Annotated in this window: 26 protein-coding genes; 18 read left to right on the forward strand and 8 right to left on the reverse strand. The window is 67.8% G+C overall.

Annotated elements, in window-relative coordinates; translation table 11 throughout:
• Positions 1–5 precede the first annotated feature (5 nt).
• Entirely contained in the window at positions 6–896 is an 891-nt protein-coding gene (locus AB0B91_RS56205; RefSeq protein WP_358339946.1) for a transporter substrate-binding domain-containing protein, read from the forward strand.
• 53 nt (positions 897–949) lie between these two features.
• Positions 950–1,198 carry a hypothetical protein gene (locus AB0B91_RS56210; protein WP_358339947.1) on the forward strand — a complete coding sequence of 83 codons (249 nt, stop codon included), beginning with the start codon at positions 950–952 and terminating at the stop codon, positions 1,196–1,198.
• A gap of 2 nt (positions 1,199–1,200) precedes the next feature.
• Here the strand turns inward: AB0B91_RS56210 and AB0B91_RS56215 are convergent, their stop codons facing one another.
• A complete protein-coding gene (locus tag AB0B91_RS56215; protein WP_358339948.1) occupies positions 1,201–3,129 on the reverse strand; it encodes a WD40 repeat domain-containing serine/threonine protein kinase in 1,929 nt (642 codons plus the stop codon).
• A 146-nt stretch (positions 3,130–3,275) separates the two neighbouring features.
• Between AB0B91_RS56215 and AB0B91_RS56220 the strand changes: the two genes are divergently transcribed.
• Complete coding sequence (locus AB0B91_RS56220) at positions 3,276–4,052, forward strand: hypothetical protein (protein WP_358339949.1); 777 nt, start codon at positions 3,276–3,278, stop codon at positions 4,050–4,052.
• 75 nt (positions 4,053–4,127) lie between these two features.
• Positions 4,128–4,256: a hypothetical protein gene (locus AB0B91_RS56225; RefSeq protein WP_358339950.1), complete on the forward strand. Its 129-nt coding sequence runs from the start codon at positions 4,128–4,130 to the stop codon at positions 4,254–4,256.
• Positions 4,257–4,694: 438 nt separating this feature from the next.
• Here AB0B91_RS56225 and AB0B91_RS56230 read toward each other — a convergent pair whose 3' ends face one another.
• A complete protein-coding gene (locus AB0B91_RS56230) occupies positions 4,695–5,933 on the reverse strand; it encodes a transposase (protein WP_358339951.1) in 1,239 nt (412 codons plus the stop codon).
• A gap of 124 nt (positions 5,934–6,057) precedes the next feature.
• Between AB0B91_RS56230 and AB0B91_RS56235 the strand changes: the two genes are divergently transcribed.
• The 6 genes from AB0B91_RS56235 to AB0B91_RS56260 all read left to right on the forward strand — a co-directional run bounded on the left by AB0B91_RS56235 (position 6,058) and on the right by AB0B91_RS56260 (position 11,712).
• Positions 6,058–6,744 carry a hypothetical protein gene (locus AB0B91_RS56235; RefSeq protein ID WP_358339952.1) on the forward strand — a complete coding sequence of 229 codons (687 nt, stop codon included), beginning with the start codon at positions 6,058–6,060 and terminating at the stop codon, positions 6,742–6,744.
• A gap of 106 nt (positions 6,745–6,850) precedes the next feature.
• The gene (locus tag AB0B91_RS56240; protein ID WP_358339953.1) at positions 6,851–7,858 is read left to right on the forward strand and encodes a GDSL-type esterase/lipase family protein; all 1,008 of its coding nucleotides are present in this window, start codon (positions 6,851–6,853) and stop codon (positions 7,856–7,858) included.
• Between the two features lie 339 nt (positions 7,859–8,197).
• Positions 8,198–8,323 (forward strand): hypothetical protein, encoded by a 126-nt coding sequence (locus tag AB0B91_RS56245; protein ID WP_358339954.1) that lies wholly within the window; start codon positions 8,198–8,200, stop codon positions 8,321–8,323.
• Between the two features lie 336 nt (positions 8,324–8,659).
• Positions 8,660–9,850: a serine hydrolase domain-containing protein gene (locus AB0B91_RS56250; protein WP_358339955.1), complete on the forward strand. Its 1,191-nt coding sequence runs from the start codon at positions 8,660–8,662 to the stop codon at positions 9,848–9,850.
• Positions 9,851–9,852: 2 nt separating this feature from the next.
• Positions 9,853–11,007 (forward strand): serine hydrolase domain-containing protein, encoded by a 1,155-nt coding sequence (locus AB0B91_RS56255; RefSeq protein ID WP_358339956.1) that lies wholly within the window; start codon positions 9,853–9,855, stop codon positions 11,005–11,007.
• Between the two features lie 117 nt (positions 11,008–11,124).
• Positions 11,125–11,712: a helix-turn-helix domain-containing protein gene (locus AB0B91_RS56260; RefSeq protein ID WP_358339957.1), complete on the forward strand. Its 588-nt coding sequence runs from the start codon at positions 11,125–11,127 to the stop codon at positions 11,710–11,712.
• A gap of 36 nt (positions 11,713–11,748) precedes the next feature.
• Here the strand turns inward: AB0B91_RS56260 and AB0B91_RS56265 are convergent, their stop codons facing one another.
• Genes AB0B91_RS56265 through AB0B91_RS56290 form a run of 6 tightly spaced genes read right to left on the reverse strand, consistent with a single transcriptional unit; the run spans position 11,749 to position 16,974 of the window.
• The gene (locus AB0B91_RS56265; protein ID WP_358340003.1) at positions 11,749–12,504 is read right to left on the reverse strand and encodes a GntR family transcriptional regulator; all 756 of its coding nucleotides are present in this window, start codon (positions 12,502–12,504) and stop codon (positions 11,749–11,751) included.
• A gap of 16 nt (positions 12,505–12,520) precedes the next feature.
• A complete protein-coding gene (gene solA, locus AB0B91_RS56270) occupies positions 12,521–13,687 on the reverse strand; it encodes an N-methyl-L-tryptophan oxidase (RefSeq protein ID WP_358339958.1) in 1,167 nt (388 codons plus the stop codon).
• Entirely contained in the window at positions 13,684–14,940 is a 1,257-nt protein-coding gene (locus tag AB0B91_RS56275) for an aminotransferase class III-fold pyridoxal phosphate-dependent enzyme (protein ID WP_358339959.1), read from the reverse strand. Before AB0B91_RS56275 ends, solA begins: the two co-directional genes overlap by 4 nt.
• A 10-nt stretch (positions 14,941–14,950) precedes the next feature.
• Positions 14,951–15,352 (reverse strand): hypothetical protein, encoded by a 402-nt coding sequence (locus AB0B91_RS56280; RefSeq protein WP_358339960.1) that lies wholly within the window; start codon positions 15,350–15,352, stop codon positions 14,951–14,953.
• Positions 15,349–15,927 carry a GNAT family N-acetyltransferase gene (locus tag AB0B91_RS56285; protein WP_358339961.1) on the reverse strand — a complete coding sequence of 193 codons (579 nt, stop codon included), beginning with the start codon at positions 15,925–15,927 and terminating at the stop codon, positions 15,349–15,351. Before AB0B91_RS56285 ends, AB0B91_RS56280 begins: the two co-directional genes overlap by 4 nt.
• 45 nt (positions 15,928–15,972) lie before the next feature.
• Positions 15,973–16,974, reverse strand: a complete 1,002-nt coding sequence (locus AB0B91_RS56290) for a cation diffusion facilitator family transporter (RefSeq protein ID WP_358339962.1) — start codon at positions 16,972–16,974, stop codon at positions 15,973–15,975.
• A gap of 534 nt (positions 16,975–17,508) precedes the next feature.
• Between AB0B91_RS56290 and AB0B91_RS56295 the strand changes: the two genes are divergently transcribed.
• The 8 genes from AB0B91_RS56295 (at position 17,509) to AB0B91_RS56330 (ending at position 25,706) form a co-directional block, all read left to right on the forward strand.
• Positions 17,509–19,053: an ABC transporter substrate-binding protein gene (locus tag AB0B91_RS56295; RefSeq protein ID WP_358339963.1), complete on the forward strand. Its 1,545-nt coding sequence runs from the start codon at positions 17,509–17,511 to the stop codon at positions 19,051–19,053.
• 13 nt (positions 19,054–19,066) lie between these two features.
• Positions 19,067–19,741 carry a haloacid dehalogenase type II gene (locus tag AB0B91_RS56300; protein ID WP_358339965.1) on the forward strand — a complete coding sequence of 225 codons (675 nt, stop codon included), beginning with the start codon at positions 19,067–19,069 and terminating at the stop codon, positions 19,739–19,741.
• A 20-nt stretch (positions 19,742–19,761) separates the two neighbouring features.
• On the forward strand, positions 19,762–21,039 hold the full coding sequence (locus AB0B91_RS56305; protein ID WP_358339967.1) for an FAD-binding oxidoreductase: 1,278 nt from the start codon (positions 19,762–19,764) through the stop codon (positions 21,037–21,039).
• A gap of 51 nt (positions 21,040–21,090) precedes the next feature.
• Positions 21,091–22,026 (forward strand): ABC transporter permease, encoded by a 936-nt coding sequence (locus AB0B91_RS56310; RefSeq protein ID WP_358339969.1) that lies wholly within the window; start codon positions 21,091–21,093, stop codon positions 22,024–22,026.
• Entirely contained in the window at positions 22,013–22,906 is an 894-nt protein-coding gene (locus AB0B91_RS56315; protein ID WP_358339971.1) for an ABC transporter permease, read from the forward strand. The genes AB0B91_RS56310 and AB0B91_RS56315 overlap by 14 nt, the downstream gene beginning before the upstream one ends.
• Before the next feature lie 98 nt (positions 22,907–23,004).
• Positions 23,005–23,700: a GntR family transcriptional regulator gene (locus AB0B91_RS56320; RefSeq protein WP_219538204.1), complete on the forward strand. Its 696-nt coding sequence runs from the start codon at positions 23,005–23,007 to the stop codon at positions 23,698–23,700.
• 24 nt (positions 23,701–23,724) lie between these two features.
• Positions 23,725–24,717, forward strand: coding sequence for an ABC transporter ATP-binding protein (locus tag AB0B91_RS56325; protein ID WP_358339973.1), 993 nt, complete (start codon positions 23,725–23,727; stop codon positions 24,715–24,717).
• Positions 24,714–25,706, forward strand: a complete 993-nt coding sequence (locus AB0B91_RS56330) for an ABC transporter ATP-binding protein (RefSeq protein WP_358339975.1) — start codon at positions 24,714–24,716, stop codon at positions 25,704–25,706. Before AB0B91_RS56325 ends, AB0B91_RS56330 begins: the two co-directional genes overlap by 4 nt.
• The last annotated feature ends 55 nt before the right edge of the window (positions 25,707–25,761 follow it).

Genomic DNA, 25,761 nt, shown 5'->3' on the forward strand with positions numbered 1-25,761 from the left:
CCATCGTGCGCCCATGGTGGTCGATCGTCAGCTCCGCCACGTTAGCGATTGTCTTGATCTCCTGCGGGCAGGCACCCTCCGCCGGCTCCAAGCCGCCCGCGCACAGCCGCTTCTACCAGGACTCCAGCCTGCGCATCGGCTCACACGGCGACCAGCCCGGCATCGGTCTCTACGACTTCAAGACCAACGCCTGGTCGGGCCTCGACGTCGACGTCGCCTACTACGTGATGGGCAAGCTGGGCATCACGTTCACCCGCGACAACAACCACCTCCACCCCGTGCAGACGGCGGACCGGGACGACCACCTGCTCAAGAGCATCGACAATCTGATCATCGCCAGCTACTCCATCACCGACGGCCGGATCAACAAGGGGATCACCTTCTCGGTCCCCTACCTGCTCAGTTTCCAGGACATCCTGATCCGGGAGAGCGACAAGAACAAGATCAAGTCCGTCGATGATCTGCGCGCCCACGACGTCTGCACCACGTCCCCGGCCAGCACGCCGTACCAGCATCTCGATGCGCTCAACAAGAAGTTCAGCCCCAAGATGATCCTCGACCCCCAGGCCAGCATCGCCCTGTGCGTCGACAGGCTGCTCGCCGGCGCCACCGACGCCGTCGTCACCGACAACGCGATCCTCTACGGTCACGAGGCCGCCAATTCCGGCCTGTACCTGGTGAACACCAAGGTCTGGGACAGGCCCGAGCAATACGGCATCGGCATGATCGCCAAGTCCCCCACGGACGCCACCGAGATCAACAACGCGATCAGAGACATGATCAAGGACGGGACCTGGGCCAAGTCGATCGTCGCCAACTTCTGCCCCAAGAACACTCCACCCGACCGCCCCTGCGACCTGGCGCAGACCTTTCTCCGCAACCCGCCCACCGGCTGAAAGCCGTGGCGAACGCCGTTGCCTATTGCCAAATCCTTAGTTAACTTTCCTATATGAAGCGTATCCTCGCCGCGCTCACGATGGCTGCGGCCACCCTCGTCGCCACCATCAGTCTCAGCTCGCCCGCACAAGCCGAGATACCCGGCTACGTGAAGCAGGGCACCTACGGCTGGCCCGACCAGTGCAACGGGATCGGCTACTACGGCCAGACCAACGGCACCTGGCGTTTCTACTACTGCGAGACCGTCATCCCGACCAACTGGAACGCCCCCGGCCTTTACTACCTGTGGGTGGAGTACTGACGTCAAGAACTGCTGGGAGTCGCCGTGAAATAAGGGGAGACATCCAGCTTGTCCGGCACCTCCAGCAGCCTGCGCGTCAGCTTGCCGTCGAACCCCATGACGCGGACCTCGTCATTGGCCGCGTTGTCCTGCTCCCAGCAGTAGAGCCGCGACTCGTCGTACCAGCCGAGCACCTTGTCGCAGTCGGAGGAGAACCTGCGGACCTGCTTGCCGGTGCCGGCGTCCCAGAGACAGTGGTCGCCGTCGCCGCCGCCCGGGCAGTCAGTCACGAACGTCTTACCTGACGGCGAGAAGATGTCGCGGGTCCCGGACGCCAGCCGCCCGACACCCGGTATGTCCCGTGTGGGCTTGCCGGAAGCGTCGAAGAAGCGCAATCCCTCGTCCTTGCCGTAGACGATGACCACGCCTTCTTCATCGCCGTCCCAGCCGAAGTCGCTGCCTCCGATCGAGTCGTCGGCGACATTGATCACCTTGACCTTGCCCTCGGCCACGTCGATGATCGCGAAACCCACGGTGACCCAGTCCTTCTTGATCTTCTTGTTGACGTTGAGCAGGATCTTCGAGCCGTCCTTCGACCAGGAACGGAGCGCGGCGTCCAGCGGCTTCCGTACGGTCTTCACCCGGAAACTGGAGCCCGCCGGCCTGTCGGTGATCAGGATGGAGTCGTAACCGTCCGAGGTATATCCATATGGCCTTCCCGCAAGGTAACGGCCGTTGGGGGAGACCAGTGACTCCACATTGCCCGGATACTTGTCGAACGTGCCCCGCAGCGGTTGCCGGGCATAGTCGATGTCATCATCATTTTTCTGGTCATCGACCTCGTACGCCGTCAGCGTGACCGGGTCGGACGACTGCTCGTATAGCGTGATCGAGCCGCCGGGCAGCCTGGTCTTGACGGGGGTGGCCGGAGCCGAAGACGGCGGCCGAGACGATGTGGCCACGAGTTCCGGCGAGGCCGTGGGCTTCCGCAGCCACCCGGGCACGAGGACCACCCCGGCCACCACGACGACCGCCGCGATCAGCGCCCCCGCGCCGATGAGGATCGGCTTGCGCGACGGCCTGGTGCGGTTCGCATGCGGAGCGGCCTGTCTGGTCCCCTCCACGAGGGGGTCGGCGTCGGGCTCCGCGTTCCGTAGCAGGCCCAGGATCACCTGCTTGGCCGTCGGCCGCTGAGCCGGGTCCTTGTCGAGGCACTGCCGCACCAGGTCACGTAGCCGTCCATCGAGCGAGCCCAGATCGGGCGGGTTCCTGAGCACCCTGCTCATCACGGCGTGCGTCCCGTCGCTGCCGAACGGCGCCCGCCCGCACGACGCGAAGACCATCGTGGCCGCCCAGGAGAACAGGTCGGTCGCGGGTCCGAGCCCCTGCCCCATGATCTGCTCGGGCGACATGTAGGCAGGCGTCCCGATCTGCGTGCTGCTCGTCATCGTGGTCGGGCTCAGCGTGCGCGCGATCCCGAAGTCGATCACGCGCGGCCCGCCGGCGCCCATGATGACGTTGCCGGGCTTGAAATCCCGGTGCACCACGTTGGCCTCGTGGATCGCGGCAAGCGCGGTGGCGGTGCCGATGGCGAGCCGCTCCAGGTCGCCGCCGGTGAGCGGGCCGTCGTCCCTGACGATCCGCTCCAGGGAGCGGCCCTCGACGTACTCGCTCATGATGTACGGCCGGCCCTGCTCGACGCCCGTGCTGAGCACGGTGGCGGTGCAGAACGGCGCCACCCGCCGGGCGACCTCCGCCTCGCGCAGGAAACGCTCGACGCTGTCCTCGTCGCCGGACTGGTCATGGCGCAGCCACTTGATCGCCACGCGCGCACCCATGGGGGTCCCGGCTAGGTAGACGACGCCCTGCCCGCCTTCGCCCAGCTTGCCGAGGAGTTCCAGGCCGCCCAGCTTCTGTGGATCCCCGGGTATGAGCGGCGTGAAGTTTGGCATGCGGTAATTGTGATGCTACAGAATGGATCTACCACAAGCTTACTAAGAAGTAACTCTTCCGGAATATCCTTCTGTCAAGCCCCCCGGGACCCCTCCCGAGGGGAGGCGACTACCGTGACTCCGGAGGCGTGTGGAGAGGATCAGCGATGCGCAGACCCCTGAGCAAGGTGGACATCTTGCCGAAGGAGTCCGACACCCTCAGCCTTCCTCCTGCCGTGCCCGGCACCCTGTACGTCCAAGGAACCAACGGCGGGATACGCGTCGCGCCGGACGCCGGACTCGATGTGGTGTTCGGGCGTTGCGAGCCGGATGTCCATGTCTGCGTCGGCCCGAACGACCCGTACGTCAGCCGACAGCACGGATACATCGCCTACCAGCATGCGCGATGGGTCCTGTACAACCTCGGCAACCTACCCATCCGCCTGCCAGGAGCACGGCTGGTGCTCACCGGGCACCGGGCGACGTTGCCGGTGGCGCACACGCCGCTGTTCATCGTCGCCCCCGAGCAGGAACACCTGCTCGAAGTACGGATCGTCATGACCCCACCGAGCCCGGTCACGCGTCATGAGACCGACACCCGCAACCCACCCAAGTGGCGCCTGAGCGCCGTCGAACGCCTGGTCCTGACCTGCCTGGGCCAGCGGTACCTGCGGCCTGAGCCCTGGCCGCAGCCGCTGACCTGGGCACAGATCGCCGACGAGCTCAGCCGCCTCAGGCCCGGAGAGGGGTGGACCGGGAAACGAGCCGCCCACATCGTCTCCCAGACGCGCAAGCGACTCAGCTCCGAGGTGCCCGGGCTTCTGGAGGAGGAGATCCCGGCGCCGCTGGGCAACACGCTCAACCACAACCTGATCACAGCGCTGCTGACCACCGCCACGATCGGCCCGTCAGACCTCCGGCTCCTCGACGAACCACCCGCCTGACGACGACCCGCTGGCCACCCAGAGGGGGTGTAGGAGCTCCAGCCCACTGTATGGAGCCGGCATCTGGCTGCCGGCATGCTGTGCTTCGCCCAGGCCCTCATCGCCGGAGGCCGCCGGAGGATGGCGATCGATACCGTCGTCGCCGGCTTTGCGCTGGCCCGGGCTCACCACGCCGAACAAGTCGCCGCCAGCGACTTCTCGTGACGGCTTACCGTGACGCGCCGGAGAAGGTGGGCGAGTTGTGGGAGAGCATTGTCGGGAGGCCTGTTCCGTCGCACATCGTGCGGTGGGCCGGAACGGCGATTGAATTTCCGGCGGGCGCACCGTCCACGTTTCCGGGACATACCTCTTCAAGATCTGACGTGAACACCTGCCCGAGACCACTCCGGGCAGTCTGAAACTTTCACCGGGAACGCGCCGCCGACCTGCCCGGAGGCGAACCATCGGGGCGCCGCGCAGGCGGTCTCATTGACGTTCGTTCCTGACTTCGACTCCACTGACAGAAGCGCCCAAGGCCCGCTTCCTCCGCGATGACATGTCCGCCCCGCCCCAGCCCCGCCAGCTACGTCGACTGGACGTGCTCCGGCCCGGGTGCGCATGAGACAGCGCCCCTGCCATGCCCTTCCCTCAGGAGGCAAGGCATCAACTACCACCGGATGAAGCTGGTGGTTTGCTCTCACGGTCCCGTCTGGGTGAAGGGAGGCCGGTAGCGTGTGGCTGGTTGACAGCAGCCCAGCCCGTAACGCCGCGTGTGGCGATGTTGCGGGCTGCGATGTGGTCGGCGTGCCCAGCGAGGCCGCATCGGGTGCAGATGAACCGGCCCCGTGCCGGCCGGTTCGCCCTGGCCACGTTCCCGCAGTCCGGGCAGGTCTGCGAGGTGTATGCGGGGTCGACCAGCACGAAGGCGATCCCGGCTCGGGCGGCCTTGTAGCGGGTGAACGCGGTCTGCTGGGCGAACGCCCAGTGGTGCAGGGTGCGCCGCTGGAGCCGGTGAGCCCTGACCCGGCCGCGGATGCCCTGCAGCTCCTCCAGGGCGACACCACGGCCGGTGCGTTCGGCTTCACGCACCACGAACTTGCTGATTTGGTGGTTGAGGTCGGTCATCATCCGGCGTTCACGCCCGGACAGGCGGCGCAGCACCCGACGCGCCGCCGAGGTGCCCTTCTTCTGCAACCGTCGGCGTTGGCGGTGCCGCCGTTCCCGCAGCGTGCGGACGTGGCCGTTGCCACTGATCGGCCCAGGCAGCGCCGGGCCGGGCAGCACCGCGCCGTCGGAGGTGACCGCCAGGTTGGCCACTCCGTGATCCACGCCGACGAAGCCGCCGACCGGCTCGCGCACCGTCGGCTTGGGCAGGGTGACGGTGACCTGCAGCAGCCATACCCCGCGTCGGCAGATCAGATCGGCCTCGCCCATCGGCAGGGTGTCGATGGCTTTGAGGTCTTCTGGCCGGCGGGTGTAGGGGACGGTGACGCGGCCGGTGGGGGTCCACAGCGACACGGTGCGGGCGTCACGGTTGAAGCTGAGCAGCCGGGCGTCGTAGGGGACGGCGCCGTGCGGGCGGAAGATGTGGGCGCGTTTCTTGGTGGAGCGCCGGTTGGCATACGCGCCGGTGACCCGGGCGATAGCCCGCACGGCCGCTTGCGCACCGAGCCCGGCTACCTGCGCCCGCACCTGGTAGTAGGCCAGCCGGTGCAACTCCACCACGGTGAACGTGCGGTGCTGCCAGGCCAGCCGGGACACGACGGTGGCCGCCTGATTGCACAGCAGCACGGCTGCGGCCAGCGCGTCGGTCTGGGCCGGTGTGGGTGTGAGCCGGAGTTGCACGATCGTGGGCAGGCCGTGGCGTTTGGTGGCGGAGCGCCATCGCGCACCTCCTGTCACAGCGCCCTCACCCACCGCACACATTACCGAACGTGACCGAGTCTTTCCATACTGTTTTCGAAAGGAGGGGTGGCACGCTTCCTCCCGCCCCTGCAAAGGACCGGGTTTCCGCGCCACCATTCAGATGAAGAAGATCCTGGCAGTGATACTCGCCGCCGTCACACTCACCGCGGCCGCGCACCCGGCGACGGCGGCGAGCCCGGGCGATGGGAGCCCCGCGGACCCCAACATCACCTACGTGGGCCGCTGGGACGGCGCGCACGTCCCCCAGTGGACCGGCGGTTACCTGGTCACCAAGTTCACCGGGACCACGGTCAAGCTCAAGCAGCGTAACGCGGTGAACATGTACGTCAGCATCGACGGTCGCCCGGACGTCTTCTACGCGGGCGTCTCCGGCACGGTCGACCTGACGCCTGCCCCGCTGGCCGCCGGCACCCATACGCTGCGCGTGAACTACCGGTCGGGCGACTGCGTCTTCCAGGGCCTGCTCCTCGACCCCGGCGCGCGCACGGTGGATGCCGGGACGTCCACCAGGCTCGTCGAGTTCGTCGGCGACTCGATCACCGCGGGCTCCCTGTCCTCGAAGCTCGCCGTGACGGCGTACGGCTGGGTGCTGGGTGAGCGGCTCGGCGTACGGCACACGCAGATAGCCCGCGCGGGATACTGCCTGGTCGCACAGTCGGGATGCGTCGGCCAGAGCGGCCAGTTCTTCAACCTCGGCAGCACCGGCACGACGCCATGGGACTTCACCCGCTACCAGGCGAGCGCCGTAGTGATGGCTGGGCGACCCGTTCGCGTGGGCGCTGGCTGACCGACAACGTCGACTACGCCGACGGCAACGGCCATCCCAACGACGCCGGGCACGTCAAGGTCGCCAACCGGCTCGCCCCCATCGTCGCACCCAAGATCGGACTCTCATGAGGACGCGGCTGCTGCTGAGCGCGCTCATCGTCGCCCTGGTCATGGCGATCACGCCGCGGGCCGAAGCGGCGAGGGGCGACGGCTCCCCCACCGACGCCAACATCTCCTTCACCGGGCGGTGGGACGCCTCCGTCCCCACCGCGTACGTGCCGTTCTGGGCGGGCGCCTATCTCACCACCGGTTTCACCGGCAGGACGGTCAAGCTGAGCCAGCGCAACACCATCGACCTGTACTACAGCATCGACGGCGGCGCGTGGGTCTACATCCAGAACGTACGTGGCACGGTCAGCCTCACCCCGACACCGCTGGCCACGGGGAACCACACCTTACGCGTCTCCTATCGGGTCGTCGCCGGGTCCTATCACGGTGACGCCGTCTTCCAGGGTCTCCTACTCGACCCAGGCGCCACGACGTACGCGACCGCGGCCCCGCCCAAGCTGATCGAGTTCGTCGGGGATTCCATCACCGTCGGCACGACCACCTCCAAGAACGCCTTGACCGCCTATGGCTGGCTCATCGGCGAGCGGCTCGGGGTCAGGCACACGCAGATCGCCCAAGGCGGCGCCTGCCTGGTGGCGACCGCGGACGGCTGCGTCGGCCTGGAGGCGAGCTTTCCCAAGCTCAACCCCAACGCCGGCACCCCCAACTGGGACTTCTCCCGCTACCAGGCCAACGCGGTCGTGCTCAACCTGGGCACCAACGACGTGGGGCACGGCGTGAGCACCACCACCTTCCAGGCGTCCTACACCCACCTGCTGCAGGAGGTGCGGGCGGCGTACCCCGCGGCGGCGATCTTCGCGCTGGAGACCTTCACCAGGCGGTACGCCGCGCAGACGCGGACCGCGGTCGCCACTCGCAATTCCGCGGGCGACGCGAATGTCTACTACGTCCCCACCGAGGGCTGGTTGACCAGCGCGAATATGTCCGACAATGTCCACCCGAACGACAGCGGTCATACGGTTATCGCCGATCGCCTGGCGCCGATCATCACCGCCAGGCTCTGAAAATCGTATATAGCGGGCTTTCATCCATTTAAGCCTCAGGTAAAGTTATGGTCAAATTTTTTGAACGGAAAACAACGCTTGGACCTGCAGTTTTATTGCCCTGCTGCCCTCTGCGACGCCAGCTCTTGGTCAATTCTTTGCCATCCAGGGTGAGCGAACGGAACGAGCTACTAACGTTAAGAGTGGGCATGAAAAAAGGGCCCGGCCCCCTCTCGCGAAGGGGGCCGGGCCCTCGATGCCTAGCCGGGCCTGGGCCCATCACTAGATACCTGTTTCCTCAGGTTCCAGCGTACCCCCAGGCTCCGGCGTCATCCATTCGATCGAATTGTGGAGGCGCTGGTGAGCAACTTCTCCCTGTCTGTGCAGGTCCCTGGTGAATGGGGCAGACATGTCGTGATCATGATCGTGATCGTCATCGCGGTGACGCTCGGCGTAGACCTGGCCGACCTGCCGTTCCGGGTCTGACCCGCGGCTGAGAAGCCGCAAGTCCCCCCGCGCCCACCGTGGGCGCGGGGTTAGCGTGGGGCGTCTGTGGCCTGGCCCTGATGGCTGTCGCCGTACGGACCTGGCCGCGACCCGCCGTCATCGACGCCGAGGTGGCCCGTACCGCGGACCTCAGCCGCCAGACCTCTCCCGTCGCGACCGCGTAGCGAAGCCCCGCCGGTCGTCGCCGACGCGAAGGCCGCCCAACGCCTCGTCATGTGCGTTCGGCGTTCCGGTTGCCACCCGACCGACCGGTAGATAGGCTGCCGCCTCGTGAACCGACCTACCGGTCGGTCGAGTGGGATGAGGAGGAGCATCATGGACGTCACCGAGGTTCACGGGACAGTCGCCAACGGCTTCGAGCCGGTGAGAGCCGCCTTTCACCGCAATTTCGCCCAAGGCGCCGAGGTGGGTGCCGGGCTGACCGTCTACCACCACGGAGCGCGGGTCGTGGACCTGTGGGGCGGCTCAGCCGACCTCGACACCCGGCGGCCATGGGAGCGCGACACGATCGCGGCCCTGGCCTCGACCACCAAGACCTTCGCAGCGGGAGCCTTACTGCTCCTGGTCGAGCGCGGCCAGGTGGACCTGGACGCTCCAGTGGCAGCGTACTGGCCGGAGTTCGCCCAGAACGGCAAGGGCGAGATCACCGTTCGCGTGCTGCTCAGCCACCGCGCGGGACTGACCTCGATGGAGGCCAGACCGGTCAGCTGGGAAGACCTTCGGGACTGGACGCCGATCACGGACACCCTGGCCGCCGCCGCACCCGAATGGCCGCCCGGCACCGCGCACGGCTATCACGGTGTGACCTTCGGCCACCTGACCGGTGAGATCGTCCGGCGGGTGTCCGGGATGAGGTTGAGCGAGTTCTTCGCCCGCGAGATCGGCGCACCGCTCGGCGGCCTCGACTGCTACATCCGCGTGCCCGACAGTGAGCTACCCCGGATGGCCACCATGGTGGTCCCCGACACCGAACAGGTCATGCTGGGCATGGAGATGCCTGAGCTGGCCGACATGGTCCACGCTCTGAACGACCCCACCACGCTGACGTACCGCTCGATGTTCGGCAGCGTCGCCATCGGATGGGACGCCACGAACGACCCGAGCACCTACCAGGTGGAGAGCCCGTCCATGGACGGTGTCGCCTCCGCCCCATCGCTGGCGCGCTACTACGCCGCGTTGATCGGCGAGGTGGACGGTGTCCGGCTCCTCAGCCCCCAGCTTGTGGACCAGGTCCGGCACTCCTACGGCGACGGCATCGACGAGATCCTGCGGGTGCGGACGTCGTGGGGGCTCGGGTTCGCGCTGCCCGGCGGCCCGATGTGGCCCGTGCCGGAGAAGATCGCCGGGCTGTTCGGGCACAGCGGCGCCAGCGGCTCGTTCGCCTTCGCCGACCCCGAGCGTGGCCTGGCCTTCGCCTACGTCCCCAACCGCGGCTCCGAGCTGCTGGAAGGCGGCGATTTCCGGGTCCGCGGCCTGATCGAGGCGCTGTACGAAGGAAGGCCCTGACCATGCTGGAACCGCGTTTCGCCGCCGTCGCCAAGACGTTCGGGCAGATCATCGGCAAGGGCGCTGACCGTGGCGCGGCGCTGTGCGTCTACCACCGCGGCACCCCCGTCGTGGACATCTGGGCGGGCACCGCCGATGTCAGAACGCGCCGGCCGTGGGGCGCCGACACGATCACCCCGATCACCGGCGCCACCAAGGGGCTGCTGACGGTCGCGGTGCTGCTCCTGGTCCAGGACGGCACGCTCGAGCTGGACACCCCCGTGGCCGACTGCTGGCCCGAATTCGCCGTCGACGGCAAACAGGGCATCACCCTGCGATGGCTGCTGTCACACCGGGCCGGGGTTCCCGCTCTCGACCGGCCGATCTCCTCGCGCGCCATGATCGCGGGAGACGGGCCGGCCGCGGCGCTCGCCGCGCAGGCTCCGGCGTGGCCGCCAGGCACCGCGCACGGATACCACCCGAGCACCGGCGCCTGGATCCTCGACGAGGTGGTACGCCGCGTCAGCGGGCGCACCGTCGGCGACGTCCTGTCCAGCCGGGTCGCGACCGTGATGGGCAAGAACGTGTTCATCGGACTGCCCGAACGCGAGACCGGACGGCTGGCGCCGCTGATCTTCCCGATCATGGAGCTGATGCGGGCACGGCCCAAGGAACCGGAGTTCGCCGAGTTCGGCAAGGCGGTCTTCGCCTCCAGGACCTTGCTGGCCAGATCGCTCAGCACGCTGGCCATGTCGCGGCCCGACCAGTTCAACGACCCCGCCTTCCTGGCCCTCGGCGAACCGTCGATGAGCGGCGTGGCGAGCGCCTCCGCCCTGGCCTGGCTGTACGCGTCCCTGATCGGCGAGGTCGATGGACACCGGCTGATCGATCCCGGCCTGCTCAGGGCCGCCGTGCAGACCGAGTCCCAAGGCCACGACCGGGTCATGCTCATGGACACCCGGTTCGGGCTGGGGTTCATGTTGCCAGGTGGGCCGCTGTGGCCGGGCGAGACCGCCACCCAGTTCGGGCACGGTGGCACCAGCGGTGCCCTCGCCTTCGCCGATCCCGCCCACGACCTGGCTTTCGCGTACGTGCCCAACCGCATGTCCGGCTACATCGAAGGCGCCGACGCCAACGCCAGACGGCTGGCGGCGGCAGTGTACGACGCCCTTCCGTAGGCGTAGGCGGGAAATCGCCGCTGGTGACCGCCGTGGCCGAGCCCTGATTTGTCAACCGACCGATAGGTAGGCTGATAGGTTGTCACGGATCGAATCACCGAACCCGGAGGACCACAGTTGCCTCGTATCGAGTCGGGCGACACCCGAAGTCGCATCATCGAGACGGCTCGGGAGCTGTTCACCACGCAGACCTACCGCGCGGCCTCCATGCGCGACATCGCAGAACGGGTCGGCATCACCAAGCCCTCGCTTTATCACCATTTCCGGAGCAAGAGCGAGATCCTGGCGAGCCTGGTGAGCCCGCCGATCGACCAGCTCGAGGCGACGATCGCCGACGCGGCTTCCCGCTCGTCTCAGTCGGAGATCAGGCAGCACGTACTCGGCGGCTGCCTCGACGTCATACTCGCCCATCGCGAAACGATGACCCTGCTCCTGCGCGACGCCTCGGTCTACGGCGACGAGACGACCGAGGTCATGTCGAGGATGGTGACCGTGGTGAACCGGGCCATCGAGCTGCTCGCCGGCCCCGATCCCGACTGGCGCCGGCGCGTACGCGCGGCCCAGGCGTTCGCCGCGGCCACCGACCCCGTCAGCCACCTCGCGGACGTAGCGGTGGACGATCTGCGTGCCGAACTTCTTCGCGGCGCGAGCGCGATTCTCGACCTCGAACCGAACGCGGCATCCGTGAGACCGCAGGTGCCTTAGACGACCTCGCAGAAAGATTCGCCGGGCAGGAGGATGTCAGCGAGAGGTGCGTGAGGAGGCGTCGGCCAGGACAACGCCGCTCGCCGCCCGGGTCGACCGGCCGCCGGCGGCCATGAGGCCCTCCAGCACCCGCTTGCGGCTCGCCTCGATCTGATCGACCACGATCTGGCGGGCGCGCGACGCGTCACGCGCCAGGAGGGCGTCGTGGAGATCGTGGTGCTCGTGCATCATCTCCGAGGCGTGGTCGCGGTCGCCGAGGCTGATGAAGAACAGGCGCTGCATTTCCTCCAGCAACACCTGCAGGGTGTTGGCCAGCCGTTCATTACCGCTGGCGCGGGCGATGCGTACGTGAAATTCCCGGTTGTCCTGAAGAAACTGCTGGTAGCTGCGGGTGTCGTCGTGTGTGTAGGTCTCGTGCGCGAGTTCGTGCAGGGCTTCGAGTTCCGCCTGCGGGGCGCGCACGGCGGCCAGTTCGACCGCGGCCGGTTCCAGCAGCAGCCGCATTTCGAACAGATCCTGGACGCTGGCCAGCGTCACGACCGCGACGCGGTAGCCCTGTCGTGGAAGTACCTCGACGAATCCTTGCTGTACGAGCCGGCGCAGCGCCTCGCGCACCGGCGAGCGGCCGAAACCGGTGCTCTCGCTGAGGGCGGCCTCGTGCAGGTCGGCGCCCGGCGCGAGCCGGCCGGTGAGGATGAGGTCTTTGACATGCTCGTACGCATTGTCGGTCGCGCTGCGCGCCTTAGCCGTTGTCGTGCCTGCCACATGACGATGATACGTCCAGGGATACATCACCAACCGGCACCGATCATGCCGGGGTCAGAGCGTCCGGTGGCCATGCTGCCAGCGAGCGGCTCGGTGCGAGGAAGCCGACATCACGCTCGGTCCGCCCTTCCATCACCAGGTCCGCGATGATGTCTCCGAACACCGGGGCGAACTTGAAGCCGGAGCCGGAGAATCCGCAGGCCAGGATGATCCTGGACGAGTCGGGTGCGGGCCCGAGCAGGGGGTGGCCGTCCGTGGTGTAACCCTCCAGGCCGACCGTGGTGGTCACCGGGTCGGGATGCAGGCCGGGGAAGAACTCGGCGACGGTGTCTCGGAGGCGGCGGAGCAGCGCGGGGCCGACGGTCAGCGGTGTGTTCTCGGTGTCGTACACGATGGGGTGGCCGGCGGTGTAGACGCCGATCTTCACGGTCGCGCCGTCGACAGTCGGAAATCCGTAGGCGTTGACGTCTCCGACACGTTCGAAGACGCCGCAGACCTCCGGCCGATACTGGTCGATGTCCGCGGGCACGTACCAGGCCTGCACCACCCGCCGCGGAAGCACGGTCGCTCCTGCCAAGGGGACCAGGTCGCGGGCTCGTGCCCCCGGGGCGAGGACGACGTGCCCGTAGCGCCGCGTCCCGTGCTCCGTACGCACGGAAACACCATCGCCGTCCGGTTCGATGGCCAGGACACGCGTGTGGTCGAACAGGGTCGCGCCGAGTGTCCTGGCTTGTCGTGTCGCCGTGACCACCGACAGCTCCGGCCTGAGGAATCCCGCGTGCGGGTCGGTGATGCCGGCGTCGGCCGGGCACACGCGGTGCTGCGGATACCGGGTCTTGAGTTCCGCGCTGTCCAGCCATTCGTGGTCGAGTCCGGCCGACAGCGCCGACTTGTGTGCGGCCAGGAGTGCGGGTGTGTCCGACGGGCCGAGGATGACGCCGCCGACGCTGTGCAGGAGATGGCGGCCGGTCGCCCGCTCCAGAGCTCGCCAGAGGCCGAGTGCTTCCAGCGCGAGCGGGGTCATGCGCGGTTCGCGCTGGCTCTGCACCGAGAACCGCCGCGTCTGCCCTGAGGAGGCCCCGCGGTCGTGGCCGATGCCGAACCGTTCGTAACCGGTGACCGAATGTCCGCGCTCGGCCAGCCGCCAGGCGGCCATCGCCCCGATGGCGCCCAGGCCGACCACCGCCACGTCGGCGTCGTAGCCGCTCACGCGCTCACCGTCGCGGAGACTCGGAGTTGCCCGGCGAGCACGCCGGCCGCGTACTCGATCTCCTCGGCGGTGATCACGAACGGCGGGCAGATGTGCAGGGTGTTGCCGGAGATCAGGCGGGTCAGCACCCCGTTCTCCCGAGCGCCGAGCACGACCTTGGTGGCGTCCACCTCGGGCTTCAGCTGGACACCGGCCATCAGCCCGGCCGTGCGTACCTCTTGGACCGAGGGCGAGTCCATGAGCGGTGCCAGGGCTTGAACCAGCACGGGTTCCAGCTTGGCGGCCCTGGCCACGAGCTGCTCCTCGTCAAGGATGTCCAGGTTCTCGAGGGCAACGGCGCAGGCGGTGGCGTGGCCCGAGTAGGTGAGCCCGTGCCGGAAGATCGGGGCCTCGGCATCGGTGAAGAACGGTTCGGCCACGTGCGGCGCGATGCCGACGGCGCCGAGCGGGAGGTAGCCGGAGGTGATTCCCTTGGCCATGACGATCATGTCGGGTTCGATGTCCCAGCGCTGACACGCGAACCACTCGCCGGTACGGCCGAAACCGGTGATCACTTCGTCGGCGATGAAGAGGATGTCGTTCTGGCGGGCCAGTTCGCGCAGTCCGGACAGGTAACCTTCCGGCGGCGCGTACACCCCGCCGGTGCCGATGACCGGTTCGGCGATGATCGCGGCGATGGCGCCGGCGCCGATCCGCTCGATCACGGCGGCCGTCTCCGCCAGATCGCTCCGTGGTACGCGGGCCGTCTCCGGGATGAGCGACTCGGTGCCGTAGCCGTCGCGGTTGAAATCCAGTCCGGCGATCGAGGTCCCGAATCCGTGCAGTCCGTGATAGGCCCCGTCACGGCTGAGGATCACCTTCTTGTCCGGCCTCCCGGCCACCTGCCAGTAGCGCCGGGCCAGTTTGCAGGCGGTGTCGATGGAGTCCGAGCCCCCGGAGGTGAGAAAGATCCTGGGATCCTCGATGGGCAGCAGGCCCGCCAGCCGTTCCGCCAGGTCCAGGGCAGGGCGGTTGGCGTGCGCGCCGAACAGATGGTAGGTCTCCAGGGTACGGATCTGCGCCGCGGCCGCATCGGCGATCCGGGTGCGCCCGTGTCCGATGTTGGCGTGCCAGAGCCCGGCCGGCAGGTCTAGCAGCCGCTGTCCGTCCTCGGTGGTCACCCAGGCGCCGTCGCCGGAGGCGATCACCAGACGTTCGCGGCCGGCAGTGGGCATGTGGGTCTGCGGATGCCACAGCGGGCTACGTGTACTCATCCTCGGCTCCTCAGACGGTGGCGAACTCGTCCACAGCGGCCGCGTGGACGTGCAGCATCCGGGCGAGCATCCCGTTACCGCGAGAGAACGTCAACGGCGAAGCGCCGCCGGTGCCGTTGAAGAAGGCCGCCCCTTGATCCGGCGACTTGTCGGTCTTGTCATCGGGGTACAGCGGGTTGACAGTGTTCTCGATCTTGGGCCACAGGGCGCGGGCGGCCTCGGTGGATTCGAAGTCGAGCAGCAGCACCAACGTGCCCGGCAGCAGCTCACCGGCGCACTCCTTGAGCACCGACCCGCCCAGATAACCGGGGTGGCCGTCCAGGGAGCGCAGGAACTCGCCGAGGTAGTCCTGTGCCTGCTCGGTCTTTCCCGGCTCCGAAACGAAGATGAAGACGTCGCGTCGCTTGGTCATGATCGCGTGTTCCTCTCAGTACGCGTGGGTTCGATGTCGTAGGTGGTCAGGGGAATCTCCATGAACAGTGCTCGGGACACGCCGGCCGTGTCGTCCTCGACCACCACCGCGCCCATGGACAGCCAGAACGGCAGCGCGCCGGGCGAGTGCGGGAAGGTGTGCAGGGCGATGGTCTGGTAATGCCCTTCACATCGCGCCCGGTCGAGCACCTGATGGATCAGTACACGTGCGACACCGCGGCGGCGGTGCTCCCGTGGGACGTAGACGCGGACGAGTTGGCCGGTCCGGCCGTCTCGGTACCTTTCGACGAGGTGCGGCGGGCTGAGACCTTCCTTGAGCGCGCCCCCGCGGATGCCGGCGGTCCCTAGCAGGACACCGGTCTCCGCATCCCGCGCGACCAGCATGAACGGCCCGTCCGGTGCGAGATACCAGGCCGTCATGTCATCGATGTCGGCATGGACAGTGGGGTCGTAGGGATCGCCGAAGTCCTCGGCGACGATGCGCAGCATGAGGGTGCGCGCGCTGGGGATGTCCTCGGCGGTCAGCTCCCGGACGTGGAATCCGGCATCGGCCATGGCGGGGCTCCGGTTCTGGCGGTGGGAGAGTGAGCCGGCGAAGCACTACAGACTCGCGGCCTGCTTCGCCCGGTAGGCCGCGCGCGCTTCGGCGCTGGCGTGGTGGCCGGAGAGCTCGTGCAGGTCCTCCGGTCTCTTGCCGTCGACAACCGGGTGGAGGTGCACCACGACCGATTCCAGGTGTGGATGGGCGTGCAGCAGGGCGTGCTCGACCTGGTCGGCGACGCGGTGTCCTTCGACGACGGTGAGGGTGACCGCGACGGCGATGTCGGCGTCGGCTTCCATGCGGTGCCCGCTCCAGCGGGCCCGGATCCGGTCCACCGCCACGACGCCCTCGACCGAGGCGGCGGTCGTGGTCATCGCCTCGATGACGCCGGGTTCGATGCCGTCCATCAGCCGGCGGAACACCGTCCGCATGGAGCTGACCAGAATTCCCATGATCACCACTCCGATGATCAGTCCGACGATCGCGTCCGCCCGTTCGAGGCCGAGCCACACGCCGACCACGCCGACCACCACGGCGATCGAGGTGAGCCCGTCCGCCCGAGCATGCTGCCCCTCGGCGATCAAGGCGGCGGACCCGATCTTGCGACCGGTGCGGATTCGATAGACGGCCACGATCTCGTTGCCGGCCGCCCCGACGATTCCGGCGGCGAACACCCAGCCCAGGTTGGTCAAGGGATGCGGGTTGATCAGCGCGTCGATCGACTCCCAGATGATCAACGCCACCGAGGCGGCGATCACCAGGGAGATCAGCACCCCGGCCAGGTCCTCGGCGCGCCGGTAGCCGTAGCTGTAGCGGTTGGTCGCGACTCGGCGCCCGATCCGGAAGGCGATGACCAGCGGAATCGTGGTGACCGCATGCCCGAGGTTGTGCAGCGTGTCGGCCAGGAGGGCGATCGAGCCGGAGATCGCCACGATGGCCATCTGCAGGATCGCGGTGGCCATCATCCCGGCCAGGCCGATCCACGCGGTGCGAATGCCCTCACCGCTCGTCTCTTCGGCCGACTGGATGGCTTCGTTGGCGTCGTGAGAATGAGGCACCACGAAGTGCTTCAGCTTGGCCAGCAGGCCTCCGCCGCGGTGCCCGTCATCGTGTCCGTGTCCGTGTCCGTGTCCGTGTCCATGCCCATGTCCGTGTCCATGGCCATGCCCGTGATGCCGCTGTTCCTCGTGATCGTTTTCCGGGGCCGAATGTTCGTCGCTCATCGTGATCAAGCTTTCCCGTCGTCCTCGTGATATTTCACGTGAAACATTACGATGCGCCCCTCCTCTCGTCAACGGTCTGCTGAGGGCTGGGGATGGCACGTAAAAACATTGTTAACGATGGCTCGTGAATGTGTCGGGAGGTGTCTACCGCTGTCACGCATCGAGCTTCTCCCAGCAGGGACCTGGGGATTCATTGCTAGAACCAGATCACCTGCCGAGTGCGTTGTCAACAATCAATGCGAAAGGGAGGGTTGTTGACAACGCTGGAAGGGCAGGCACATGATGTGCGGCATCGTTCAGGCTCGTACAGCCCCACCGGAGCATTGCGGCTCCGAACTCGTTACCCGCCCTTACCTTCTCCAGGCGGATGCCATGAAAAGATCACTCCCCCTTCGCCCCCCCGCCCTGATCTGCTCGGCCCTGCTCACGCTGACCGCGTGCGGCACTTTCGCGAACAACGACTCCCCGGCCGGCGCGGACCAGAACGTGGTGATCAGCCTCCAATTCTCCCCACGCGCCAACTACGCCCTCGAAACCGACGACGCCCTGGTGCTCAGCCAGATCGGTTGCCTGGAAACCCTGCTCACCTATGACAACAAGGCCGGCGAGCTCAAGCCGCTGCTGGCCACCAAGTGGACGCAGAGCAACCCCACCACGTGGGATTTCACCCTGCGCGAGAACGTCAAGTTCCAGGACGGCACCGCTCTGACGGCCGATGCCGTCGTCAAAGGGCTGCAGCATGTGCTCACGGTCGAGGCGCCGCCGCGGGCGTTCAACAAGACGGTCGTCTCGTCGGTCACCGCGCTCAATGCCTCGACCGTCCGGATCACCACCCCCAAACCGAGCGCCCTGCTGCCGTTCCGGCTGGCCAGCGCCAACACCGGCATTCTGGCGCCGGCCGCCTACACCGCGTCGGGCATCAAGCCGATCGGGCACTGCACGGGGCCCTACAAGCCGATTTCCGAGGCCACCGGTCAGTCGATCTCGATGGAGCGCAACACGACCTACTGGGGTGGGCAGGTCCCGCTGGCCAAGGTCGAGGCCAGGTTCATCGCCGAAGGCGCGACCCGGGCGACCCAGGTCCAGACCGGAGAATCCCAGATCGCGCTGGGCATCCCGGCCACCAGCGTGGCCGCGCTGAAGAACGACAAGGATCTCGTGGTCAGCGAGACGTTCACGCCGCGCACGACCGGGCTGTACTTCAACAACTCACGTGCCCCGTTCAACAAGGCCGCGCTGCGCAAGGCCGTACAGGCCGCCCTCGATCTCAATGCCATCGCCAAGAGCGTCTACAACAACGGCGCGGAGCCCGCGATCGGCCCGTTCTCGCCCACCGAGCCGTGGGCGCCCAAGGGTATGCGGCCCGTGGCGCAGAACCTCGACCAGGCCAAGGCCCTGCTCGCCGAGGCCGGGTACGCCCCCGGCAAGCTCAAGCTGACGCTGCTGGCCTACACCGAACGGCCCGAGTTCGCCGACCTCGCCACCGTGATCCAGGCCAACCTCAAGGCGATCGGCATCGAGGTCAAGGTGAAGAGCAGCGACTACGCCGGGATCGAGCCCCAGCTCATGTCCGGCGACTACGACCTCACGTTGCTGTCGCGCAACCATCTGGTCGACATCGCCGACCCCAATGGCTTCCTGTCCTCGGACTACACCTGCGACGGCGGCTTCAACATCAGCCGCTTCTGCGACCCGGCCATCGACAAGAAGATCGCCTCGGCGAACGCCATGGCCGACGCCACCGAGCGCAACGCCGTCTACGCCGAGGTCGCGCGCTACCTCGAAGAGAACGCGGTCACCGTCTTCCAGGTGCACGAGCAGACACATGCCGCGTACCGCTCCGATGTGAAGGGTTTCACCGACGACCCACTCGCTCGATACGCGATCACCACCGCTGTGACCGTCGCCAAGCAGTAACGGAGGGAATTACATGGACTTGCTGGGCTTTACCCCGAAATACATCACTTTCGACTGCTACGGAACGCTGACCCACTTCCAGATGACGCCGACCGTGCTGCCGCTGATCGAGGACCGCGTCGCACCTGAGGATGTCCCGACCTTCCTGAAGGACTTCCGCGCCTACCGGATGGACGAGGTGCTCGGGCCGTTCAAGCTCTACCCCGAGGTCCTGCGGGACTCCTGGCAGCGGGCCTGCAACCGGTGGCGCATCCAGTTCCGTCAGTCGGACGCGGACACGATCATCGCCGCGGCCGGCTCGTGGGGGCCGCACCCCGATGTGCCGGAAGCACTGGCCAAGCTCGCGTCGGCCTACCCGCTGGTCATCCTGTCCAACGCCACCGACGGCATGCTGGAGAACAACGTCAGGCAGCTCGGCGCGCCGTTCCACCGGGTGTTCACCGCCGAGCAGGCGCGCGCGTACAAACCGCGGTTCGCGGCTTTCGACTACATGCTCGACCAACTGGACGTGGAGCCGCAGGAGATCCTGCACGTGTCCTCACACATCTGGTACGACCTCATCCCGGCGCACGAGCTGCGGATCAAGCACAAGGTCTACGTCAATCGCGGCTACGACCCGTCCGTCCCGTTCTACGAATACGCCGAGACCTCCGATCTCACCGGCGTCCCGCCGCTGCTCGGCCTGTAGTCCAACGACTGGGAGGACACGTGAAGCTCGTTTCCTACTGGCTGGACACCGCCAAGCCGGCCGGCGACTTCCGCCGCACCGAACTACCGGCACGCGCGGACGTCGTCATCGTGGGCGCAGGTCTCACCGGCCTGTCGACCGCCTTGCACCTGTCCCGCCAGGGCGCGCAGGTCGCGCTGCTGGAGGCGCACACCGTCGGCTGGGGCGCCTCCGGCCGCAACGGCGGAATGGCCACCCCGGGACTGGCGATCTCGTTCGGCGCCGGGGTGAAACGGTACGGAACGGCGCGCGCCACCGCGATGTTCCGCAGCTACAACGACGCGATCGACACCCTCGAAGACGTCGTGACAAGTGAGGGGATCGACTGCTCCTTCAGCCGGACCGGGCGGCTGACGCTGGCCAGCAAACCCGCGCACTACCAGAGCTTCCAGGCCTCGGCCGCGCTGATGCGTGAGCTGGCCGGGCAGGATGTGCGGCTCGTACCGCCCGCGCGCATCCGTGAGGAGATCGGCAGCGACCATTACCACGGCGCGATGGTCGATCCCCTCGGCGCGGGCGTCCACGTGGGACGGCTGACGGCCGGACTGGCGGCGGCCGTGTCGACGAACGGCGTGTCCATCCACGAGGAGTGCCAGGTCACCGGACTGACCCGGCGCTCCGGCCACCAGCACGACGTGCACACCGAACTCGGCACCGTACGCGGCGACCAGGTGGTGATCGCCACCAGCGGCTACACCAGCGGCCTGACCCCGTGGCTACGCCGGCGGATCGTGCCGATCGGCAGCTTCATCATCGTCACCGAACCGCTCGACCAGAGCGTCGTGGACGAACTGCTGCCGCACCGGCGCGTCGCCTCCGACAGCAAGAACCTGCTCTACTATTTCCGGATCACTCCCGACAACCGGCTGCTCTTCGGCGGTCGCGCCCGGTTCGCGCTGTCGGCTCCCGCTTCCGACATCAAGAGCGGGCGAATCCTGCGACGTGCGATGACGACCGTCTTCCCGCAACTGGCCGGCGCGCGGGTCGACTACTGCTGGGGCGGCCTCGTGGACATGTCGCTGGACCAGATGGTGCACGCCGGGGAACGTGACGGCCTGTTCTACTCCGTCGGCTACAGCGGCCACGGCGTGCAGATGGCCACGCACATGGGCAAAGTGCTGGCCCAGGTGCTGGGCGGGGAACCGGCCGCCAACCCGTGGCAGGACCTCCCGTTCCGCGCCGTTCCCGGGCACTTCGGCCCGCCGTGGTTCCTGCCGCCGGTCGGCGCCTACTACAAGTTCCTCGACCTCGTCCGCTGACCAACCTCCATCGGGGACGGCTATGGAAAGGGCAGGCATACGATGTTCTTCTTGATCAGACGGCTGGCCGTACTCGTCGGCACGCTGGTGATCGCGTCGTTCGTGGTCTTCCTGATCCCCTATCTCACGCCGGGCGATCCCGTACGGAAGATCCTGCGCGGCCGGGTGCGCGACCTCAACGTCGACCCGGTCACGCTGGCGAACCTGCGTCGCTCGTACGGCCTCGACCGGCCGCTGCTGACTCAGTTCTGGGACTGGCTCGTCAAGGCGCTGCGCGGAGATCTCGGCCTGTCCTACACCAGCCGTTCCCCGGTCACCGAGATGATCGGCAGCGCGCTGGCGGTGACGACCGCTCTCGCCATCACCTCACTCCTGATCGCGCTGGTGGCCGCGCTGTTGTTCGGCTCGCTGGCCGCGGTCAAGCGCGGCAGACCCACCGACACCGCCATCACTTCGATCACCCAGGGGTTCGTCGCGATCCCGGAGTACTGGCTGGCGCCGGTGCTGATCCTGATCTTCGCGCTCCAGCTCGGCGTGCTGCCGTCGGCGGGGTGGCGGGGTCCTGCGTCGATGGTCCTGCCCTGCCTCACTCTCGCGCTGCGCCCGATGAGCTACTTCACTCAGGTGACAAGGGCCTCGATGATCGACGTGTTGGAATCGCCCCACATCACCGCCGCGCGAGCGCGCGGACTGACGTTCGGCGCGACGATGATCCGGCATGGCGTACGCAACGCGCTGCTACCGGTGATCACCTTGTTCTCGGTGTGGCTGGCCGGCCTGCTCGGCGGCTCGGTGGTGGTCGAGGTGATCTTCTCGATCCCCGGCATGGGCCGCCTGCTCTATGAGTCGGTCATCAACAACGATGTCCCCACCATCCAGGCGGGAGTCATCAGCCTGGTCGGGTTGGCCGTCCTCATCACGACGCTGACCGATCTGGGGTACACACTCATCAATCCCACGGTGAGGGCCGCGCATGTCTCTGCTTGACGATCATCTCACCAGCGAGGCGCCGAACGACGCCCCGGCGACCGGTGCGGAGCGCGGGCGCGGCCGGACCGGCCTGCGGGCCTGGCCACCCAGTCTCCTCGTCGGAGCCGCGCTCTTCGGGCTCATCCTGATCACGCTCATCCTGACGCCGTGGATCATGCCGCACGACCCGGCGGCCCAGAACCTGGCCGACCGGCTGGCGCCGAGCGGCGCCACGCACCTGCTCGGCAGCGACCACCTCGGAAGGGACGTGCTGAGCCGGCTGATGGACGGTGGCCGGTTCTCGGTGTCGATCGCCGCCATCACTCTGCTGATCTGCGCGGTGAGCGGCACCCTGGTCGGCATCGTCTGCGCGCGGCGGGGCGGTAAGTTCGACGAGTTCGTCATGCGGCTCACCGATGTGCTGCTGGCCTTTCCCGAGATCATCGTCGCGCTGTTCCTCGTGGCCGTCCTGGGCACGAACTACGGCACCCTGATCCTGGCCCTGGTCATCGGCGGCTGGACCCCGTTCGCCCGGCTGGCCCGCAGCGTCGCCCTCGAGATCGGCTCCCACGACTACATCGAGGCCGCGCGGGCGCTGGGCTGCTCCTCGTCGTTCATCATGTTCCGGCACATCCTGCCGAACGCGCTGAGCCCGCTGCTGGCGCACGCCGCGGTCCGGTTCGGGCACAAACTGATCACCGTGGGCGCCCTGTCCTACCTCGGTCTCGGCATTCAGCCACCGGACGCGGACTGGGGATCCATGCTCGCGAACGCGCAGCCGTACCTCACGAAAACGCCTGGCTTGATCATTTACCCTGGCCTGGCCATCTTCGTGACGGCATTGAGCGTCACACTCATCGGCCAAGGCCTCAACGCCAGGAGGAACCAGCGTGGGTGAACAGGCCGGTACACCAAAGATCGCGAAGGAGCAATCGTGAGCCAGCCAACCGACAGGCACGACAGCGTTGCGCTCGCGGCGCCACGGAAGGGGGGATCGTGAGCGAACCCAGGCGCAGGGCCGAACCGCACGTTCCCAAGCGCACCCTCTCCGCCGTGGTGACGTCCCAGATCAGGGAACGGATCATCAGCGGCGGGTACCCTCCCGGCAGTCAGATGAACGAAGTGGAGATCGCCGCGGGGTTCGCCACCAGCCGTGGCCCGGTCCGCGAGGCCCTGCAACGACTGGCGCAGGAGGGGTTGCTGGTCGCCTCGCCGCACAAGGGCATCACGGTCCGAGTCCTGACCGACGACGACCTGGAGGACCTCTACTTCGCGCGGGCCGCCATCGAACGCGCGGCGATGGAGCGGCTGACCGCCCGGGGCACGCCGGCGGCGCTGATCGCCACCCTCGAACAGGCGGTGCGGCTGCTGGCGCTGGCCGTGGCGCGCCAGGACTGGCAGCGGGTCTCCGCGGCCGACCTCGGCTTCCACCAGGCCATCGTGGACGCCGCCCGGAGTGAGCGGCTGTCGGCGATGTACGCCTCACTGGCCGACCAGACCCGGCTCGGGCTCAACCTGCTCGTGGCCACCTACAAGGGCCGCACGGATCTCGTCGAGGAGCACGAGCAGTTGCTCAAGCTGCTCACCTCCGGCGACCACGCCGCCCTGTTCGACGCGCTCAACCGGCATTTCGGCGACGCGATGATCACGCTGCGGGACCATCGCGACAACAGCCCGGTTCCCCCGGTCTGACCCCACCACGCGAAGGAGAACCTCGTGGCGGAACTGCTCACCGTCGAGAACCTCGCCGTCCACGCCGGCTCCCGTCCGGCGGAGACGATCGTCGATGGCGTATCACTGTCCATGGGCGAAGGCGAGGTCCTCGCCCTCGTCGGCGAATCGGGCTCCGGCAAGAGCCTGACCGCGATGTCACTGGTACGCCTGCTGCCCCGGCCGCTCACCGCCGGCGCCGACCTGATGACCCTCGACGGCGTCGACCTCCTGGGCGCGACCGATCGGAGGATGGACCAGATCCGCGGCGGGCGCATCGGCATGCTGTTCCAGCAGCCCAAGCACATGCTCGACCCGACCTCCACGGTGGGCGCCCAGGTCGCCGAACCACTGCGCCGATTCCGTGGCATGAACCGGGCCGCGGCCCGCCAGGCGACCGTCGAACTGCTGCGGGACGTCGGTGTCCCCGAGCCGGAGCGGCGCGCCCGCTCCTACGCCCACCAGCTCTCCGGTGGCCTCGCACAGCGGGTGATGATCGCCGCCGCTCTGGCCGGGCAACCCCGCCTGCTCATCGCCGACGAGCCGACCACCGCGCTTGACGTCACCGTGGAGGCACAGATCCTGCGGCTGCTCGCCGCCAAGAAGGCCGAACTCGGCATGTCGATCCTGTTCATCTCGCACGACCTCGGGGTCGTCTCCTCGATCGCCGACCGGATCGCGGTCATGTACGCCGGCCGGATCGTCGAGCAGGGACCGGCCGGCGAGGTTCTCACCGCGCCGCGGCACCCCTACACCCGCGCGCTGATCGAGTGTTCCCTGCTGCGGCCCGGCCCCTCGGGTGAGCTGTGCTCCATCCCCGGTCATGCCGACTCGGCCCTGCGGATCACCTCCGGCTGCCGGTTCCGCCCCCGCTGCACCGCCACCCACGACGCCCACATCGAGCACCAGTGCGCCGCCGCCGAGCCTGCCCTGGCGACACAGAGTCATGCCACGAGGTGCTGGATCGGCATGCCCACCCAGGTCAAGGAGCCCGCATGAGCAGCCAGCTGCTGGTCGTCGACGACGCGGTCAAACACTTCCCCCTCCCCCGCCAGGGCCTGCGCCGCCGCGAGCACGTGCACTCCCTCGACGGGATCAACCTCCGCATCGACTCCGGCGAGGTGTTCGGGCTGGTGGGCGAGTCGGGCTCCGGCAAGAGCACCCTGGCCAGGGTCATCCTCGGTCTGACCCCCACGACCTCCGGGCAGGTGTCGATCGACGGCCTCGGCCCGCGACCACCACGCAAGCAGCTCGCCCGCACCGCCCAACTGATCTTCCAGGATCCGCATGCCGCGATGGACCCCCGCATGACCCTGGGTGTCAGCCTGACGGCCGTACTCGCGCAGCATCGCATCGGCGGCAAGAAAGAACGCGCGCAAGCGGTCTCCGACGCGCTTGCGGAGGTCGGGCTCGACGACAGCTACCTTCACCGCTATCCGGGCGAATGCTCCGGCGGACAGCTGCAACGGGTGGTCATCGCCCGCGCGCTGCTGCTCAGACCGAAACTGCTGATCTGCGACGAACCGACCTCCGCGCTCGACGCCTCCGTACAGGCGCGGATCCTCAACCTGCTGCGCAGGCTCCAGGGCGAACACGGGCTCGCCATGATCGTGATCTCGCACGACCTACGGGTGGTGCGTTACCTCGGCGACCGTGTCGCGGTGATGTACTTGGGGCAGATCGTGGAGATCGCCGATCGCGACGACATCTACGAGCGATCGTGCCACCCCTACACCCTCGCGCTGCTCGCCGCCGGAGCCGCGACGACCACCGGAAAGCAGCCCCCGGCCACCGTCACCGGCGAGCCGCCCTCACCCATCCACCCGCCCAGCGGATGCCGCTTCCACCCTCGATGCCCCCTGGCGACACCCGAATGCCGCTCGGCGGCACCAGAACTGCGGGAGATCGCCCCGGGACACCAGGTGCGGTGCCACCGCTGGGAAACAGCGCGAACGACACTGGCGAGCGAGGAGTCCCCCAACCGATGAGCCCGCAGGTTTCGCACAGCAGCGTTTCGCACGACAGCGTTTCGCACAGCACCCT

The organism is Nonomuraea sp. NPDC049141 (assembly GCF_040648415.1).
Taxonomy (GTDB): domain Bacteria; phylum Actinomycetota; class Actinomycetes; order Streptosporangiales; family Streptosporangiaceae; genus Nonomuraea.